The organism is Thiomonas sp. 13-64-67 (assembly GCF_002282795.1).
Classification (GTDB): domain Bacteria; phylum Pseudomonadota; class Gammaproteobacteria; order Burkholderiales; family Burkholderiaceae_C; genus Thiomonas; species Thiomonas arsenitoxydans.
Map to the genome: position 1 here is coordinate 1 of NZ_NCKP01000002.1, position 17,928 is coordinate 17,928.

The following is a 17,928-nucleotide window of genomic DNA, read 5'->3' on the forward strand; positions in this document are numbered from 1 at the left end:
CAGCACGACCTGGCCGACCCGCTTGATCACTTCACCGACCGGCTGGAAGAAGCGGTGATGGATCAGGCCCCGCGCATCGACCGCGGGCTGTGGATGCTCGACACCATCGTCACCCTGGCGCCGCTGCTCGGTCTGCTGGGCACCATCATCGGCATGTTCAACACCTTCTCGGCGCTGTCCAACCCGGGGGCGGCAACGCAAGCGGTCACCGGCGGCGTGGGCGAAGCGCTGTTGGCCACGGCTGCGGGGCTGTTCATCGCCGTGCTCGGGTTGGTGGCCTTCAACGCGCTCAACCAGCGCGTGCGCCTGGTGATGCATCAGCTCGAGCGCATCAAGCTCATGCTGTCCAACCGCATGTACCCGCATTACCGCGAGGGCGGCGTGCGCCCGGTGGTCGTGGCGCAGAACGGGCAGGCCCTGCGCCCGGCGGCACAGCCAGCCGCAACTCTGCAGCAAAAGATGGCCTGACGCCGTTCGCACAACTTCTCCAGGTCGCGTGCGCTGGAGTTCGCACGCTTGGGCTGCGGCGCAATCGCCGCGGCATTTTTGTTTGATCCACCATGAAATATTTTGAAGCGAAAAAAGCGCGCATCGAGATCATTCCGATGATCGACATCATGTTTTTCCTGCTGGTGTTCTTCATCATGGTCACGCTGCACATGATTCCAGACGCGGGCATCGCCTCGCGCCTGCCCACCAGTTCCACAGCGCAGAGCATGCCCAAGCCGCAGATCACCCTGGCGGTGGACAAGTCCGGCGCCATTCACTACGACAGCAAGGTGCTGTCGCCGCAGCAACTCACCGCCCTGCTCAAGAGCAAGCCGGACACCGATACGATGCAGGTCACCATCGCCGGGGAAGAAGACGTTTCTCTGCAGCAACTCATGACGGTCATGGACGCCTGCCGCGTTGCCGGGGTCACAAAAATCGGGCTAGCAGCCCGGCAAGCCGGGGACGGCGGGCAATGAGCGCCGTGCTGCATCACCCCCCCGCCCCGTGGCGCGAAGACCAGGACGGCAAACGCTGGCCGCTGGCTGCGCTGGCGGCGCTGTTGCTCGAAGCGGCACTGATCGCCGCCATCGTCTGGTGGAGCAGCCACCCTGCGCCACCTCCCCCGCCGCCGCCCGTGCAGATCGTGCTCGAAGCGCCCAAGCCCGCCCCCAAGACCGTGACCCCGCCCACGCCGAAACCGCCGGAGCCCAAACCCGTGCCCAAGCCGGTGGTCAAGCCACTGCCCAAGCCTATCGTCCACAAGGTGCAACCCAAGCCGGTGCAGCCACCGCCGCCGCAGCCTGCTCCACAGCCCGCGCCTGAGCCCACACCCAAGGTGCAGGCGCCGCCCGCACCCGCACCCGCACCCGCACCCGACACCCGGCCCGCCATGCCGGTGGCCGCGCCCACGCCGCCCGCACCGCCGCAGCCCCCTGCTCCCCCAGCGCCGGATGTGGCCTCGATCAAGGCCACTTTCGAGGCCGAGTTGCGCAGCGCCATCCAGGCCGCGGTGCGCTATCCGCAGGCCGCCCGCATGATGCAGCTCACCGGCAAGACGCTGGTGGGCTTCGACTTCCGCGACGGCGCCGTCAGCCATCTGCGCGTCGTCACCTCCAGCGGCGCCGACCTGCTCGACCATGCCGCGCTGGAAGCTGTGCGCAACGCCCCCTACCCCGCAACACCCAAGGAACTGCAAGGCAAGAACATGGCCTTCACCATCTGGGTGCGGTTTCACCTGAGCGATTCCTGATGTCAGTCTCCACCCGTTCTTTCGTCAACAAGCTGGCGCGCCTGTTGGGCAGCACCGCGCTTTGCGCCGCCGCCCTTGGCACGGCACACGCCGCCACCCTGACCGTCTATGGCGCCATGGGCTATGACCAGCATGTAGCGCAGGCCTTCACCCAGGCCACCGGCATTCCGGTCAACCTCATTCACCTGAGCACCGGCCCGCTGCTGGCGCGGGTGCAGGCCGAAAGCCGCAACCCGCAGTGGGACGTGCTCTGGCTCGACGGCAACCAGGCCATGCAGACCTTTGCCGCGCAGGGCCTGCTGCAGTGCGGCTGGACGCCCGGGGTGCGCTACACCGCGCTGGGCCAGCAACTCGTGCCGCCCAGCCACTGCTGGCAGCCAGTGGGCGTGACCTATGCCGGCGTCATCCTCTACAACCCCAAGGCCATCGCACCGGCCGATTGGCCCAAGACCTGGGACGATCTGGCCAAGCCCGCGCTACGCGGCAAGGTGGGCATGGACAACCCGGCCATCTCCGGGCCGACTTATCCGCTGGTCGCTGGTCTGCTGCAACACCTGGGCGATGCGCCTGGAAAGGCGTTTTTCGCTCACCTCAAATCCAATTGCCTCAAGGTCTTCCCCACCAATAGCGTGACCCTGCGCGCGCTGCAATACGGCCAGATCGACGCCGCCGTGGTGCAGAGTTCGGCGGCTATCGGCTTCCTGCACGAAATGCCCGGTCTGCGCATTGCCACGCCAGCTCCGGCCACGGTGCTGCCGTCCGACCTGGCCATCGGCAAACAGGTTTCCGGCCCGCTCGAACAGCAGGCGCAGCGCTTTGTGCAATGGGTGTTGTCGCCAGCGGGACAGGCCGCGATGCAGCAGGGTGATGCCAATGCAGATTCCAACTACCTGCCCCTGGTCGAGGGCGTCGCCCCGCTGCCCAGCCTCAAGCAACTGGGCACGGTGCAGCCGCTGGTGATCGACCCTGCGGTTTGGGGGCCAAAAGAGCCGCAGGTGATCGACTGGTTCACCGCGCACATCGCCCGCTGAGATTGAACAGCGACGCACCATGATCGCCCTGCTTCAAGCCATGAACTGGCTGCCCGGCGCCGACGCCTCAACAGCGGCTGGCCGCAGGGCGGCTGGTCTGCGACATTGGGTATCGCGCCTCGTTCTGCTGCTCGCCGCCGCCGTATTCATCGCACTCTGGACCTATCCGCTGCTGGGCTTTCTGCTCTCGGCGGCGATGCCGCATCTGCTGCAAGGCGACCTGCGGCCCACACTTGAACCCATGCTTCACGCCGTGCAGGGCTATGAACTCCACGCCCTGTTCAACTCGCTGTGGGTGGCGCTTACCGTGGGCGCTGCGGCGCTGCCGCTCGGTCTGTGGCTGGCCTGGCTGCGCGAACGTACCGATCTGCACGGGCGCGGCTGGATCGAGGCCGGGGTGTGGCTGCTGCTGATCTTCCCCGACTTCTTCCTCGCCTCGGGCTGGATGCTGCTGGCCGCGCCCATCGGCCCGCTGGCCGCATGGCCCGCGGCGCTGCATGCGGCGCAATGGCTGCTCGGGCCGGTGGGCATCGTCATCACTCTGGCGCTCAAGGTCGTGCCCTATGTGTTTCTGGTGGCGCAAGGCAGCCTGCGCCACACCAGCGCGGCACAGCAGGAGGCGGCGCGCGTGCATGGCCTGTCCAGGCTGTGGCGGCTGCGGCTCGGGCTCAACGCCCTGCTGCCCGCGCTGGCAGCCGGGTTTGCCATCGCTTACGCCGAATCGCTGCGCAACTTCGCGGTGGTGGCCACGCTGGGCGCGAGCAGCGGTTTCACCATGGGCACGTATGCCATCTATCAGGCGGTCAACGGCATGCCGCTCAATTTCCCGCTGGCCGCGGCCACGTCCTGGCTGCTGCTCGGGCTGGTGATTCCCGCGCTCATCCTGCAGCACCGCGTGGGGCAACGCGCCAGCCAGCACCAGACCCTGGGCGCCAAGCACCGCCCCGCCGCGCGGGTGCGGCTGCGGGCCAGCCATCAGTTGCTGCACGGCGTTTTGCTGATCGCGCTGGGCCTGTTCGCCCTGGCGCTGCCCAGCTTCGCCGCACTGGGCGTGGCCTGGCCCAAGGCGGGCTGGATGCAGATTGCCGCGTCACTGCCGCCGCTGCTTGCCGCCATCGGCTATTCGCTGCAACTGGCGCTGGTGGCCGCCAGCCTGACGGTGGGCATCGCCCTGCCGATTGCCTGGCTGATCGCCCGCCCCGGTCGCGTGGGCCGCCTGCTCGACGTGGCCTTGCTGGCAATGATGGCGTTGCCGCTCATTGTGCTGGCCGCCGCCTATCTGCAGGCCTACAACCAGCCTTACGCGCCGCTGTATGGCGGCAGTCTGCTGCTGGGCATGGCCTATGTGGCGCTGGCCGTGCCCGCCACCAGTCGTGTCCTCATGGGGCCGGTGGCGCAGTTGCATCGCTCACTGGCCGACGCGGCGCGGGTGCATGGACTGTCGCGCTGGCAAACCCTGCGCCATATTCATTTACCGCTGCTGTCCGGCGCCTTGTTCTATGGCTGGCTGCTGGCGGTGCTATCGATTGCCTTCGAGCTGCCGGCTTCTGAGTTGCTCTACCCCGCCGGGCATCCGCCGCTGGCCGTGGCGCTGCTGCAATACGCCGGAGGTTTCCAATTGCATCAGCAGGCGCGGCTGCAGGTGCTCGGCATGGCCGTACTGCTGGCCTTCGCGCTGCTGGCGCGCTGGGTCTATCAGCGCTTCACCCCCGTGGCTTGGCGCCAACTCGGTGCCCACTGAACCATGACCCTGCTCCACATCGATTCGGCGCGCAAGCGCTTCGGCGGCACCACCGCGCTGCACGACCTCAGCCTGCAACTGCAGGAGGGGGAAATCCTCTGCCTTCTCGGCCCCTCCGGCTCGGGTAAAACCACGCTGCTGCGCCTGGTGGCCGGACTTGAGCGGCTCGATGGCGGCAGCATGCGCCTGGGCGCCACCGTGATCGACGCCGCAGGCGGCCCCTTTCTGCCGCCAGAGCAGCGCCAGCTCGGCATGGTGTTCCAGGACTATGCGCTGTGGCCGCACTTGAGCGCGCTCGACAACGTCGCCCTGCCGCTGCACCGCCTGGGCCGCGACAAGTCGCGCGAGCAAGCCCGCGCCATTCTGGCCGATGTGGGCCTGGCCGATCTGGCCGAGCGATATCCGCACGCCCTCTCCGGCGGGCAGCAGCAGCGCGTGGCGCTGGCCCGCGCACTCGCGGTGCGGCCTCGGCTGCTGTTGTGCGACGAGCCACTGTCCAACCTCGACGCCGGGCTGCGCGAAGAACTGCGCGATCTCATCGGCAGCGTGGTGCGCGAGCACGGCATCAGCGCGCTCTACATCACCCACGACCACCGCGAGGCCTTGGCCCTGGCCGACCGCGTCGGGGTGATGGCGCAAGGCCGCCTGCTGCAGCTCAGCAGCCCGCGCGCCCTGTTGCGCCAGCCGTCAACCGAGTTCGTCGCCCGCTTCACCGGGGCGCATGGGCCGTGGCCAGCGCAGCTGCGTGCTGGGCGCCTGCATGCGCCTTGGGGTGAGGTGTGTGCCCCGCCGCAATGCAAGACGCTGGCCGATGGGCCGCTCTGCCTGTATTTGCGCACCACGGCGCTGCACCTCCCCCATGCCCGCGTCAACCAGGACGCTCTGCTGTGGCCGGTGCAAGCCCGGGTGCTCAGTCACCTCACCGTGGGCGAGCACACCGAATTGCGCATCGACCTGCACGGCGTGACTCTGCGCCTGCCTGTGCCCGATGACCTTGCGCCTGCTGCGGGCAGTACCGTCTCCTTGCGCATCGCCGCCGAACAAACCCTGTTCTACCCCACCATGACCCCCACACGCAAAACAACGATAGAGGAACTCACCTGATGAACGCAACCCAATGGGGCGGTATGACCGCCATTTTCCTGGCCTCCGCCGTCGAGTGGGTGGAAGCCTTCACCATCGTGCTCGCCGTGGCGCTGACCATCGGCTGGGCCCGCGCCGCCGGAGCAGCCGCCGCCGCATTGGCGGTGGTGGCCGCGCTCATCGTCGTCACCGGCACGGCGCTGAATGTGGTGCAGGCCGACATCGACCTCATCCGCGCCGCCATCGGCCTGTTTCTGCTGCTGTTCGGTCTGCGCTGGTACGTCAAGGCCATCCGCCGCTACGCCGGGCGCACCAAGCTGCACGACGAAGCCAAGGAATTTGCCGAAACCCGCCACAAAATCGACCACGCCGAAGCCCGCGTCGCCTGGGCCGTGGCCTTCAAGGGCGTGCTGCTCGAAGGACTGGAGGTGTGGCTGCTGGTGGTGGCGCTGGGCCGCTCCATCAGCTACGGGCAGGCGGCGGGCAGCGCGGTGGCCGCCTTGCTCGCCGTCATCGTGGTGGGCCTGGTGCTGCGCGCACCGCTGACCAAAGTGCCCGAGAACACCCTCAAGTTCACCGTGGCCTGCGCCCTGCTCGCCTTCGGCACTTTCTGGAGCCTTGGCGGCCTGCTCGACGAAGCCAAAGTGTGGCCACTGGGCGATGCCACGCTGCTCTTGCTGTTCGCCGTTTATGTCGTCGCGGGCCGCCTGTCTGCATTCAAGCTGCGCGTACCGCAACTCACCCCCCAAGGAGCCCGCGCATGAAAAAAGTCTTGCAACTCATCTTCGGCGACGCCCGCAATGTGGCCTCGGTGGCCGTGGCCGTGGCGCTGGCCTGGGGCGCCGCGCAATGGCAGCCTGCAGTCAGCGGCTGGGTGCTGGTAGCCGCACTGATCGCTGCGGCGTTCTGGCAGGCAGTCTGAGCGCGTCTGCGCCGGGTCACGCTGCCCGTCGAAATGAAGCCGCCATGCTTTTGCCCAGCCGTTTTGAATGCCTGTTCCGCTCCCTGCCCGACGGTCGACGGGTGTATTACTCACGGGCGTGGCGCGGACCGGGGGTGCTGCTGCACGACGCCGCACAGGAAACCGAGTTGCGGCGCGCATTGCGATCAGGTTTTCGCGTCTTGCTGCTGCTCATGCTGCTGGGCTTGCTGCTCTTCTTAGTTCCGAGCGCGTTTCACACCCCATTGCCGCAGCGCGTGGGCAAGGTTTTCGCGCTGGTTCTGCTGGCTTTGGCGATCATCGTCTGGGCCGTTCTGGAATGGCGCCTCGATCGTCTGCTGAAAAACTGTCCGGGCATTGCTGAACGCATGACGCAACGCGACTTTGAAACCTGCCTCGCTGTGTGCCTGTCGGTCGGCGGCCTCAAATTGCGCGTCTTCATGTGGGTGCTCCTGGGCGGGGCGAGTCTGGGCCTGGGGCTTTTCTACGGCCTGCAAGCAGACCTGCTGAGAGCCGTACCGCTGGTGCTGTTTGCTGCCGTCCAGCCTTTATTTGTGCGGCAGTGGCTGCGGTTCTTGAAATACAAACGCACCGCGGGCTGAGAAGCCAGATCCGCGCCACCTCGTCATGCAACGCTCACTTCGCCTTTTTCGGCCTGCCGGTCTTGATGGCGGGCACGGCCTCCAACGCGGCCAGCAAGGCGGCATCGTTGAGCGCGGCCAGCAAGGCAATGCCGGCGCGCAGAACTTCGCTTTTTTTCGCAGGACGCGTCAGCTTGACCAGACGATCCTTGATCGCATCGAGCATCTCGTATTCAGCGCGAGGAATGGTGAAACTGTCGCGCACCAGTTTGATCTTGGGCGGCTTGCTCAAGGCGGCAGGTGCGGACGTTGATTTCGCTGCCTTGGCGACTGCCGCCTTGCGTGCGGGCGCCTTGACGGTGGGTTTAGTCGCCCCCTTGGCAGCGCCCTTGGCTACCGCATGAGGGGTCGCCCGCTTCGCTGCGGTCTTTTGCGGCGTGGCGGGCTTGGCGGTTTTGCGTGGTGCGGAAGCGGGCGCTCGTGCGGGCACGACGGCGGATTTAGTGACTTTGGCGGACGGGTTGGATTTGGCAACAGGCATGGCAGCCTCCTTCAATGAAAATCGAATAAACAGTTTATACCGTTTTTCCAACACCGCAATTTCGCGCAGGCGATGCCTCTTGTCTGACACAAATGGTCACCTCTTTTTTTGATCTTGACACGCCCGTGACGCTGTTCCTGCCTATGTTCAACAGCGACTTGTTCAACGCCAAATTCAATGACCAGAGGTCTCCACGATGACTCGCCCTTATCGCCCTTACCCCCCTTACCCATCCCTCCTTGTGTTCGGCGCCCTGAGCCTGTCCCAGAGCGTCCTCGCGGCTCAAGCGCCAAGTGCGCTCCTGCCCAGCGGCCGCCTGCTCACCCCGGCAGGACAAATCGTTGAAACCCCGAACTTCCCCACCCAGATCGCCCTCAGCGACGGTCATGTGGCCGTGCTCACGGGAGGGGCGAGCAAACAACAGAACGTGCTGCGTTTCGCTGCCGAGACCCTGGAGCCCGAAGGCCGTGTGGGCGCCCTTTTTGCCAAGGACAAAAAGCATGCAGCACCCGGAGCGACGGTCGCACAGGGCGATCAGAATGGCGGCAAAGCCGATGACGGCGAGCAAATCATCAAGGGCCAAAGCCTGTTTCAGGGGCTGGCCGCGGGGCCTGACGGCACGCTCTACGCCACGGGCGGCAATAGCGACGACCTTCTGGCCCTCGGCTCGTCTGGCAACGGCCCGCTGCATCTGCTTCGCCGTTATCGCTTGCAGTGGCAGCCCTTCCCGCGGGATCAATACCCCTATCGATATGCCGGCGACTGGCAGCAGACCCGTCACTTCTACCCCGACAGCGTGGTCATCGGCCCGCACGGGCGGCACGCCTATGTAACCGGGATGCTGGCCAACAGTCTGGCGCGCATCGATCTGCAGACTGGGCTGACCCACTATCTCAATGTGGGCAGCTACCCCTTCGCCGTCACTCTGGCCGATGGCGGCAAACGGCTGGTGGTGAGCAACTGGGGCGGCGATGGCGTCACCATCATCGACCGCGCGGCCTGGAAGGTGCTGGGCGCAGTGCCCACAGGCCCGGTGCTCGGCCCGCGCAGCGGCGCGGCCGGCGCCCATCCCACCGCGCTGGCGGCGCAACCCGACTCACCGAACGTCTGGGTGGCCGACGCCAACCTCGACCGCCTCGTCGCGGTGAACACACAGACCCTCAAAGTCGTGCGGGTGATTGACGACAGCCCCTACCCCGGCGCGCCGCCCGGCTCTTACCCGGGCGCGCTGGCGGTGTCGCAAGGCAAGTTGTTCGTGGCCAACGCGGGCAACAACGATGTCGCGGTGTACGACCTCGCCAGTGGCAAACGCATCGCCCTCATTCCGACGGCTTGGTATCCCACGGCGTTGGCGGTACAGGGCAACGCCCTGTACGTTGCCAGCGCCAAGGGCATGGGTGGCGGGCCGAATATCCATCATCAATGGGTGGGCAATTTCATGCAGGGCGTGCTGCAACGCATCGACCTGCGCGAACTGCCCACACATGGCCCGATCTGGACGCAAGCTGCCTTGTCGAACAACGGTTTCAGCGCTGAGCAGCGTCGGCAACTGGCGTCCGAAAACGCCAAAGCCGCAGCCTGGTTGCACGGCCACATCCAGCATGTCGTGTTCATCCTGCGCGAGAACAAGACCTTTGATGAAGACTTCGGCAAATACGCTGCGGCGGGTCATTGGGCCGACCCCGCGCTCAACCTCTACGGCCCGCGCGAACTGCCCAACCTCTATCGCATGGCCGACCTGGGCGCGCTGTTCGTCAATTTCTACGCCGATGGCGAAGTGACCTCGCAAGGCCATCAATGGACGACCGCCGGATCAGACTCCGACTTCCTTCAGCGCACATGGCCGTTGTACTACTCCGACCGCGGTTACATCGCCAATTCGGGTTGGACGCAGTCGCTCGCCCCCGGCGCCAGCGATGCGCGCAACCCTTATGCGATCTACAAAAATCTCTCCGCGCTCGGGCATTGGAGCAACCCCTGGATCACCTACCCGGCCCGGCTGTTCCTGTTCAACGATCTGCTCGCGCACAAGGTGAGTTTCGAAGACTTTGGGGAGTTTGCCTCGCGCAATAAAATCGGCGACATCTCGCCTGCACTGCGCTCCCATCTGGCCATGGACTACCCGGCCTGGGATCGCCTCATCCTCGACACCGACCGCGCCAAAGTCGTGGACAACTGGCTGCGCCATCACCCCCTGCCGCGCGTGCTTTATATCTGGCTGCCCGACGACCACACCGCCGGCCGTCACCCCTGCCTGCCCAGCCCCGACAGCTATGTGGCGAACAACGATGAAGCCACCGCGCAGATCATCCAAAGCCTGTCCAAACTGCCGGGCTGGAAACACACCCTGGTGCTGCTGACCGAGGACGACGCGCAGTCGGGCGCCGATCACATCGACGCCCACCGCACCTTCGCCGTCGCCGCCGGGCCGTGGGTCAAGCCTGGCGTGCGGGTCACGCAGCATCTCTCGCAGGTCGATCTGCTGCGCACCATCGAAACCGTGGCCGACATTCCGCCGATGTCGCAATGGGATGCCAACGCCCATGTGCTTTCCGGCATCTGGCGCAGCACACCCGATGCCGCGCCCTACCCCGTGCTGCCGTCTCTAGTGCCGATGCAGCGCAACCCTGGCGTCTGCCCAGTCGACGCCCCTTTTCGCGCACTGCCTGAAGTCGTGGTGCCGGGTGTCGGCCAGGTGGCCCAGAGCGCACCGCCCCCCGCTCACCGCTATACCCCGACCGCACTGCTCAAGGTTTCCGGCCCCGAGCAGATGCGGCAGGAATGGCTGGCCAGCCGAGGCCCAGCGGCCTACGCCGCCATGCTTGCGCATGTGCAAGCCCTGGCCAAAGCACAGCGGCGACCTGCCTCCAGCCTGATTGCCGGTCAAGACGACGACTGAAATCGATTCACCCCAAAACGGCATTCAAACCCATCTCACCAGGCCCCGAAAGGGGCCTTTTTCATGGCAAGAAATCCCGCGTCTGCAGAAAAACAACGTCATCGTTCTGACACATGAATTCAACAGATTTTCACATCGTGTCTCAAAAATAACGAGTTCTTTCCCCCTCCTGCAACCACCATGAAACCCGCTGTGCATTGCCCATCACAAAACCCACTCAAGCGATCAAACCTCAAGCTCACCGTCGCCCTCGCGCTGGCTTTTGGCGCGGCAGCGCAAGCCCACGCGCAAACCAGTCTGGGCGAAGTGCAGGCGCAAGGACAGACCAGCGCCACAAAGCCGGGGGACAGCTTTTTCCTCAAAGCGCCATCGGGCACGGTAACCTCCATCCCCGAAAGCCAGCTCAACACCATCCAGCAGTTCAACCCTGAGGCCACACAGGCCCAAACCGAAATCACTGCCGGCCAGTTTCAGTCGCTCGACCCTACCGACTCGTTCACCCGCGGTCTGGAAAACATGCCCAATGTGGTCGTCACTAGCGATGGCGACAGCATGAACGGCGACACGGTGTACATCAACGGCTTCGGACAGAATCTCATCAACTGGACACTCGACGGCATACCGCTGAACGACAACGACAGCTACGCCTTCTACACCAACGAGTTCATCCCCACGCGCCTGATCGCGGGGACGCGTTATTTTCCGGGAGCCGCTTCAGCCGCCATTCCGGGCCTGGCCGCATTTGGCGGCTCGGTCGAGACCTATTCGCTGAACCCGAGCGCCAAACCTTCCGTTTCCCTGCTCGGCGGATACGGCTCCTTCGGCAAATACAACTTCGGCACCCTGGTCAACTCCGGGCTGCTCGGCGCCAATAGCGGCGCCCCGACTTCGCTGTGGTTCTACGCGAACAAAACCCACAGCGACGGCTATTTCGACAACACGCCCAGCGACCAGAAGCAATACCTGTTCAAGAGCGTGACCCAACTCGGCACCGGCGCGCTGACCTTGTTCTACACCCAGAACAACCAGAAGTTCAATTACTACGGCGGTTGCACCAAGGCCGACTACGCCAAATATGGCGACACCTGCAACGTCTACCGCGGCGACCCGGTCGTCAATGGCAAACAAAACGGTCTCTCGCCCACCTACAACTACAACCAATATCAAAACTGGCTGACCTATGCCAAATACGAAGCCACCTTCGGCAAGGTCACCGTCTCCAACCAGCTTTATTACTACCGGGGCAACGGCTACGGCGGCGGCGCTTACACCAACAGCACCTACAGCCTGCTGCAGCCCAATGGGGTGTATGGCTCGGTCAAGGCGCCAGTGGGCGGCCTGTTCATGTCGCATGGCATCAACGACACCCGGCGCTGGGGCAATATTTTCAAGCTGACCACGCCCATTACCGACAACCTGGGGCTGGAAGCTGGCATCTGGTTCAACAAGAACGACACCACGCACGACCAGCAGTTCATCAGCAGCACCACGGGCCAGTATCTGGGTTCGGTGTACAAAGAACCGGTCTCGACCAAGCTCTACGAGCCCTATTTCAACTTTACCTTCAAGCCCACCGACCGCCTGACCCTGCAGGCCGGACTGAAATACCTCAAGACCGAGCGCGACTTCATCGACTATGCGGCAGTCGCCAAATCCAAGGGTACTGCGGGGCAGTACAGCTCCAGCTTCTCGACCACCATGCCCTCTCTCGGCGTGAACTACAAGCTGGCGCAGGGCATCAACGTCTACGCCAACTACACCCGAAACAGCAATCCGCCGCAATACAACCAGTACTACACCGGCACCTACAACCCTGATCTCGCCCCGCAGAAGGCCACGACCTACGACGCTGGCGTGATCTACGACTTCGGCATGTGGAGCGGCGGCGTGGATGTATTCCGCGTCAACTTCGACGACTACATCCAGAGTTTCAGCTACACGCCGCCCGGCGCCACCCAGTCCATCTCCATTCTGGCCAACGTGGGCAAGGCTGTGAATGAGGGCATCGCCTGGCAGAACAATTTCCAGATCGACAAAAACTGGTCGGCCTACGCCAACCTGGGGCTGCTCAACGCGCAGTTCACCTCGGCCAAGGTGCCCATGCCGTATTCGCCACACTCCACAATGGCGCTGGGCGGCATCTACACCGTCGGCCCGTGGCGAGCCAAACTGGGCGTGCGCCACACCAGCGAGGCCTACTGGACGGACTTCAAGTCCCCCATTCCGGCGCACACCATCGCCGATGCCTCGCTGCGCTACACCTGGAAGGGCGGCGACACGGTGCGCGGCTTGGGTCTGCAAAAAGTCAGCGTGGGCTTCAATGTGAACAATCTGTTCGACAAGCGCTACATCACTAAATACAGCACCGGCTTTCCGGGCAGCGCCAAAGACCCGCTCATCAAATACAACCTGCCACGCAGCTACTACCTCAGCCTGGAGGCGCAGTTCTGATGGGCGCGGCGCCGAAAACCGCGTTGATCCCTCCGACCCGCCGCGCGTTCCTGCGGGGCGGTCTGGTGACTTCCGCGCTGCTGGCCACTGGGCAATGGCCCTTTCCTGCAGCCTGGGCTGAACCAGCCGCCCCCGGCGTGCTCTACTCCGGGCCGATGCAGGGCTATGTGGCTGCACGCTCTGCCCTCATCTGGGTGCAGACGCCCGGCGCAGCCGAAGTGGCGTTGGAGTATGCCCCAGAGAATCAGCCCGGCGAGAAAAAGCGCTCCGCGTCGGTTCGCACCGATGCGGCAGGGCAGTTCTGCGCTCATCTGGTCATGGACGATCTCTCTCCCGGCACGCGCTACCGTGCTGTGGCCTGGGTCAATGGCAAACCGGCTGCGAATCGCACCCTCGTCGTGCGCACGCAGCCCATCTGGCAGTTTCGTTCACCGCCGCCCGATGTCACCCTCCTGACGGGTTCATGCGCGTATCTGAACGACCCGCTGTTCGACCGGCCGGGCCAGCCCTATGGCGGCGGCTACGAAATTTATGAGCCGATGACGCAGGAAGGCGCCGATCTGATGATGTGGCTGGGCGACAACCTCTATTACCGCGAGGTGGATTGTCAGAGCCCGCAAGGCATGGCGCTGCGCTACCGCCAACAGCGCGGCTTCGCTCCGCTGGATGCGTTTTTACGCTCCACCCCGCAAGTGGCGATCTGGGACGACCATGATTACGGCCCGAACGACAGCGATGCGAGTTTCGAGTTCAAGAACGCATCGCTCGATCTGTTCAAAACCTATTGGGCCAACCCGACGTATGGCGTTGGCGACGTCGCCGGAGTGTTCACTAAGACCAGCATCGCCGATGCCGATATTTTTCTGCTCGATGATCGTTGGTGGCGCAGCGCAGACGCCACCAGCCCAGGTGACCGCGGCAAGGTGATGTTCGGCCCGGCGCAGATGCGCTGGCTGCGCAACGCCCTGCTGTCCTCGCGCGCCCGCTTCAAGATCGTCGCCGCTGGCGGCCAGTTTTTCAACGACGACGACGCTTACGAGGGCTGGAACCAGTTTCCCGAAGAACGCGCCGCATTTCTCGGCTGGCTGCAGCAATACCGCATCCCCGGCTTGCTGTTTCTCTCGGGAGACCGGCACATCACCGAGCTGATCCGGTATCCGCGTCCAGCCTACGGCGGCAAGCGCGACTATCCGCTGGTGGAGTTCACCTGCTCGCCGCTGAATTCCGGGCCGGCCAAAGGCGACGGCAATCCCAACCGCGTACCCGGCACGCTAGTCGCTGAGCGCAACTACGGCGTGCTCAAGTTCAGCGGCGAGGGCAAGGAGCGGCGGCTGGAGCTACAAACCAAGAACGTCGGTGGCAAGCTGCTGTGGTCGCACACCCTGGCGCTGGCCGACCTGGGCTGGAGCTAGAGCGCACATTCGCTGCCCACCGACGCCTCACCACGACGCCTCGCGCTCCGGGGTGGCGCTGATGCGGTGGATGGAGAGGTCGGCGCCGTTGAATTCCTCTTCGGCGTCGAGGCGGATGCCGAGGGTCTTTTTCAGCACGCCATAGACCACGAAGCCGCCGATCAGGGCCACTGTGATGCCCATCAGCGTGCCGACGATCTGCGAGGCCAGCGACACCCCGCCCAGCCCGCCCAGCGCCTTCATGCCGAAAATGCCCGCGGCAATGCCGCCCCAGGTGCCGCACAGGCCGTGCAGCGGCCACACCCCCAGCACGTCGTCGATCTTCCAGCGGTTTTGCGTCAGGGTGAACATCCAGACAAACAGCGCCCCGGCCACCGCGCCGACCACCAGCGCGCCCAGCGGGTGCATCACGTTTGAACCCGCGCACACCGCCACCAAACCGGCCAGCGGCCCGTTGTGCAGAAAGCCAGGGTCGTTTTTGCCCGCGGCCAGCGCCGCCAGGGTGCCGCCCACCATCGCCATGAGCGAGTTCACCGCCACCAGACCGCTGATCTGGTCGAGCTTTTGCGCGCTCATCACGTTGAAGCCGAACCAGCCCACGATCAGTATCCACGAACCCAGCGCCAGGAATGGGATGGACGACGGCGGATGCGCCGATATCTGCCCGTTGGCGTGATAGCGGCCGCGACGCGGCCCGAGCAAGAGCACGGCGGGCAGCGCGATCCAGCCGCCCATCGCATGCACCACTACCGAGCCGGCGAAGTCGTGAAAGGGCGCGCCGAAAGTGGACTGCAACCATGCCTGAATGCCCAAGTTGCCGTGCCACACAATGCCCTCGAAAAACGGGTAGATGAAGGCGACGATGGTGAAGGTGGCGATGAGTTGGGGCCAGAACTTGGCGCGCTCGGCAATGCCGCCGGAAATGATGGCCGGAATGGCCGCGGCGAAGGTCAGCAAAAAGAAGAACCGGGTCAGCTCATAGCCATGGTCGCGGGTGAGCACGTCATCGCCCACGAGAAAATGATGACCGTAGGCGATGCCGTAGCCGATCAGAAAGTAGGCAATCGCCGAGACGGAAAAGTCGGTGATGATTTTGGAGAGCGCGTTGACCTGGTTTTTCTTGCGCACCGTGCCCAGCTCAAGAAAGGCGAACCCGGCGTGCATGGCGAGCACCAGAATGGCGCCGAGAAGGATGAACAACACATTTCCACTGGAGGCGTCTTGCATGGTTGGGGTTCCTGATAAGAATGAGATAGAAAAAGCAAACTTCGTGCCCATAAATGGCGCACGGTGCCCCTGTTGGGTTCACAACCGCTCACAAACTGCGCATTTTCGGTGCATGACAGGGCTTGGTTCGCACCATATCAAGGCGTCGCGCACCGTATTCGGGCGCGTCGATCAGAGCAGCCGCTTGCTTAGAATGACGGGCTCGTTGTTCCTCCTGCGGTTTCCATTCGAGAACGTCCATGCCTTTCAAAGTCAAACCTTACGTTTCTGAAGTGACGCATTTCATCCAGGATCTGAAGCACAGCGATCCGCAGCTTGAGGCCAAGCAAAAAGAAGGGCGTGCCCGGCTTTGGGACAAACCGCAAAACCCCGAGCTGACCCGGGAATTCCAGGCGGCCCGCGTGCCGCAGAAAGCCTACGTTTACGGCAGTCACTGAAGTCGCCCCGAGCGTGGCGAGCTTCGCTGCAGGCCATTCCATGACCGCCGCGCCCGGCGACGCCGCGCTGATGTCTCCGGCGGTGGACAGCACCCCGGCCACGGTCGACGGCATGGCGGTCGCGCGGCTGTACGGCGAGCCGCTGTTCGAGCTGCCGCAAGACCTCTACATCCCGCCCGATGCGCTCGAAGTCTTTCTCGAAGCCTTCGAAGGGCCGATGGATCTGCTGCTCTACCTCATCCGCAAGCAGAACTTCAACATCCTCGACATTCCGCTGGCGCAGGTCACGGCGCAGTATCTAAGCTATGTCGAGCAAATCCGCCGACACAATCTGGAGCTGGCCGCCGAGTATTTGCTGATGGCGGCCATGCTCATCGAGATCAAGTCGCGCATGTTGCTGCCGCGGCCGCCCACCGAGCCCGGCGCCGAGCCCGAAGATCCCCGCGCCGAACTCGTGCGCCGGCTCTTGGAATACGAACGCTTCAAGCTCGCTGCGCAGCAGCTCGACGCCCTGCCCGTGCTCGGACGCGACTTCTGGCGTGCGCAAGTGCTGTTCGACCGCGACGCCGCACCGCGCCTGCCCGAGGTGACGGCCGACGAACTACAACAGGCGTGGAGCGACATTCTCAAGCGCGCCAAGTTGCATACTCACCACAAGATCACCCGCGAGCAACTTTCGGTGCGCGATTACATGAGCCGCGTGCTGCGCCAGTTGCAAGGCAAGCGCTTCCTCGAATTTCACGAACTGTTCGACCCCGCACAGGGCGTGCCCGTCGCCGTAGTCACGCTGGTGGCGCTACTCGAACTCACCCGGGAAGCGCTGGTGGAAATCACCCAGGCCGAAGCCTTCGCCCCGCTGTATGTGCGGCTGGCTTACACCCCGAGTTGATGTCGCCAGGCTGGGAATCGAACGCTCGTTCGCAAAAACAAGCGTAGCGCGGGCATAATGCGCCGGTTTCCACCTGAGCTCAAGCCATGTCAGCAGACTCTCCCGCGCCCTACGGCGCTCCATCCCGCAGTGACAGCGCCCCGCGCAAACCGCTCACCCTGCACCGCCTGCGCGCCATGCGCGAGGCCGGTGAAAAAATCGCCATGCTCACCGCTTACGACGCGGCCAGCGCCAGCCTGCTCGACGCTGCCGGGGTGGATTGCCTGCTGGTGGGCGACTCGCTGGGCATGGTGATGCAGGGTCACGGCTCCACCCTGCCCGTCACGCTCGAACAAATGGTCTATCACACGCAGTGCGTGGCGCGCGGCAATCGCAGCGCCTGGCTCATTGCCGATCTGCCCTTCGGCAGCTACCAGGGCGGAGTCGAGCAGGCCGTGGCCAGCAGCGTGGCGCTGATGCAGGCCGGCGCTCAGATGGTCAAGCTCGAAGGCGGCGGCTGGACCGCGCCCGTCATCGCCGCCCTCGTGGAGCGCGGCATTCCGGTGTGCGCGCACCTCGGCCTCACGCCGCAGAGTGTGCACGCGCTCGGCGGCTACCGCATTCAGGGCCGCGACGCGCAATCGGCCGACACCCTGCGCCGTCATGCGGCCGAAGTTGGCGCTGCGGGCGCGGCCATGCTGGTGCTCGAACTCGTGCCCTCCGATGTGGCTGCGCAGATCAGCGCGGCCTATCCCGGCATCACCATCGGCATCGGCGCGGGCGCGCGCACCCATGGCCAAGTGCTGGTGCTGCACGACATGCTCGACATCACCCGCGGCCCCAAACCGCGCTTTGTGCGCAACTTCATGCAGGGCGCGCCCAGCCTTCTCGACGCCGTGCGCGGCTATGTCGACGCCGTCAAACAAGGCACCTTCCCCGACGAAGCCCTGCACGGCTATGCCGCCTGATTCTTCCT

The 17,928-nt window shown here is 64.7% G+C and carries 17 protein-coding genes; 15 read left to right on the plus strand and 2 right to left on the minus strand.

What is annotated here, in order from left to right:
- The 9 genes from B7X30_RS00830 to B7X30_RS00870 form a co-directional block, all read left to right on the plus strand.
- The coding region (locus tag B7X30_RS00830) for a MotA/TolQ/ExbB proton channel family protein (protein WP_286728580.1) at window positions 1-468 on the plus strand (468 nt) is incomplete at its 5' end.
- A gap of 92 nt (window positions 469-560) precedes the next feature.
- Window positions 561-968 carry an ExbD/TolR family protein gene (locus B7X30_RS00835; protein ID WP_286728581.1) on the plus strand — a complete coding sequence of 136 codons (408 nt, stop codon included), beginning with the start codon at window positions 561-563 and terminating at the stop codon, window positions 966-968.
- A complete protein-coding gene (locus B7X30_RS00840) occupies window positions 965-1,741 on the plus strand; it encodes an energy transducer TonB (protein ID WP_286728582.1) in 777 nt (258 codons plus the stop codon). Before B7X30_RS00835 ends, B7X30_RS00840 begins: the two co-directional genes overlap by 4 nt.
- Window positions 1,741-2,772 carry an ABC transporter substrate-binding protein gene (locus B7X30_RS00845; protein WP_286728583.1) on the plus strand — a complete coding sequence of 344 codons (1,032 nt, stop codon included), beginning with the start codon at window positions 1,741-1,743 and terminating at the stop codon, window positions 2,770-2,772. Before B7X30_RS00840 ends, B7X30_RS00845 begins: the two co-directional genes overlap by 1 nt.
- A 40-nt stretch (window positions 2,773-2,812) precedes the next feature.
- Window positions 2,813-4,513: an ABC transporter permease gene (locus B7X30_RS00850; RefSeq protein WP_286728584.1), complete on the plus strand. Its 1,701-nt coding sequence runs from the start codon at window positions 2,813-2,815 to the stop codon at window positions 4,511-4,513.
- 3 nt (window positions 4,514-4,516) lie between these two features.
- A complete protein-coding gene (locus B7X30_RS00855; RefSeq protein ID WP_286728585.1) occupies window positions 4,517-5,617 on the plus strand; it encodes an ABC transporter ATP-binding protein in 1,101 nt (366 codons plus the stop codon).
- Complete coding sequence (locus tag B7X30_RS00860; RefSeq protein WP_286728586.1) at window positions 5,617-6,360, plus strand: COG4280 domain-containing protein; 744 nt, start codon at window positions 5,617-5,619, stop codon at window positions 6,358-6,360. Before B7X30_RS00855 ends, B7X30_RS00860 begins: the two co-directional genes overlap by 1 nt.
- Window positions 6,357-6,518 carry a hypothetical protein gene (locus tag B7X30_RS00865; RefSeq protein ID WP_286728587.1) on the plus strand — a complete coding sequence of 54 codons (162 nt, stop codon included), beginning with the start codon at window positions 6,357-6,359 and terminating at the stop codon, window positions 6,516-6,518. Before B7X30_RS00860 ends, B7X30_RS00865 begins: the two co-directional genes overlap by 4 nt.
- Window positions 6,519-6,652: 134 nt before the next feature.
- Complete coding sequence (locus B7X30_RS00870; RefSeq protein ID WP_286728588.1) at window positions 6,653-7,138, plus strand: hypothetical protein; 486 nt, start codon at window positions 6,653-6,655, stop codon at window positions 7,136-7,138.
- A gap of 34 nt (window positions 7,139-7,172) precedes the next feature.
- On the opposite strand, the gene B7X30_RS00875 is transcribed toward B7X30_RS00870, so the two are convergent.
- A complete protein-coding gene (locus B7X30_RS00875; RefSeq protein ID WP_286728589.1) occupies window positions 7,173-7,658 on the minus strand; it encodes a hypothetical protein in 486 nt (161 codons plus the stop codon).
- A gap of 196 nt (window positions 7,659-7,854) precedes the next feature.
- On the opposite strand from B7X30_RS00875, the gene B7X30_RS00880 reads away from it, so the two are divergent.
- The 3 genes from B7X30_RS00880 to B7X30_RS00890 all read left to right on the plus strand — a co-directional run bounded on the left by B7X30_RS00880 (window position 7,855) and on the right by B7X30_RS00890 (window position 14,420).
- On the plus strand, window positions 7,855-10,557 hold the full coding sequence (locus B7X30_RS00880) for a bifunctional YncE family protein/alkaline phosphatase family protein (RefSeq protein WP_286728590.1): 2,703 nt from the start codon (window positions 7,855-7,857) through the stop codon (window positions 10,555-10,557).
- Window positions 10,558-10,737: 180 nt separating this feature from the next.
- Window positions 10,738-13,008: a TonB-dependent receptor gene (locus tag B7X30_RS00885; protein ID WP_286728591.1), complete on the plus strand. Its 2,271-nt coding sequence runs from the start codon at window positions 10,738-10,740 to the stop codon at window positions 13,006-13,008.
- The gene (locus B7X30_RS00890) at window positions 13,008-14,420 is read left to right on the plus strand and encodes an alkaline phosphatase D family protein (RefSeq protein WP_286728592.1); all 1,413 of its coding nucleotides are present in this window, start codon (window positions 13,008-13,010) and stop codon (window positions 14,418-14,420) included. The genes B7X30_RS00885 and B7X30_RS00890 overlap by 1 nt, the downstream gene beginning before the upstream one ends.
- A gap of 27 nt (window positions 14,421-14,447) precedes the next feature.
- Here the strand turns inward: B7X30_RS00890 and B7X30_RS00895 are convergent, their stop codons facing one another.
- Window positions 14,448-15,647, minus strand: coding sequence for an ammonium transporter (locus B7X30_RS00895; RefSeq protein WP_286728593.1), 1,200 nt, complete (start codon window positions 15,645-15,647; stop codon window positions 14,448-14,450).
- A gap of 239 nt (window positions 15,648-15,886) precedes the next feature.
- Between B7X30_RS00895 and B7X30_RS00900 the strand changes: the two genes are divergently transcribed.
- The 3 genes from B7X30_RS00900 to panB all read left to right on the plus strand — a co-directional run bounded on the left by B7X30_RS00900 (window position 15,887) and on the right by panB (window position 17,920).
- The gene (locus tag B7X30_RS00900; protein WP_013105261.1) at window positions 15,887-16,084 is read left to right on the plus strand and encodes a DUF3460 family protein; all 198 of its coding nucleotides are present in this window, start codon (window positions 15,887-15,889) and stop codon (window positions 16,082-16,084) included.
- 40 nt (window positions 16,085-16,124) lie between these two features.
- Window positions 16,125-16,973: a segregation and condensation protein A gene (locus B7X30_RS00905; RefSeq protein WP_286728596.1), complete on the plus strand. Its 849-nt coding sequence runs from the start codon at window positions 16,125-16,127 to the stop codon at window positions 16,971-16,973.
- 86 nt (window positions 16,974-17,059) lie between these two features.
- Window positions 17,060-17,920, plus strand: coding sequence for a 3-methyl-2-oxobutanoate hydroxymethyltransferase (panB, locus tag B7X30_RS00910; RefSeq protein WP_286728597.1), 861 nt, complete (start codon window positions 17,060-17,062; stop codon window positions 17,918-17,920).
- Window positions 17,921-17,928: the final 8 nt, after the last annotated feature.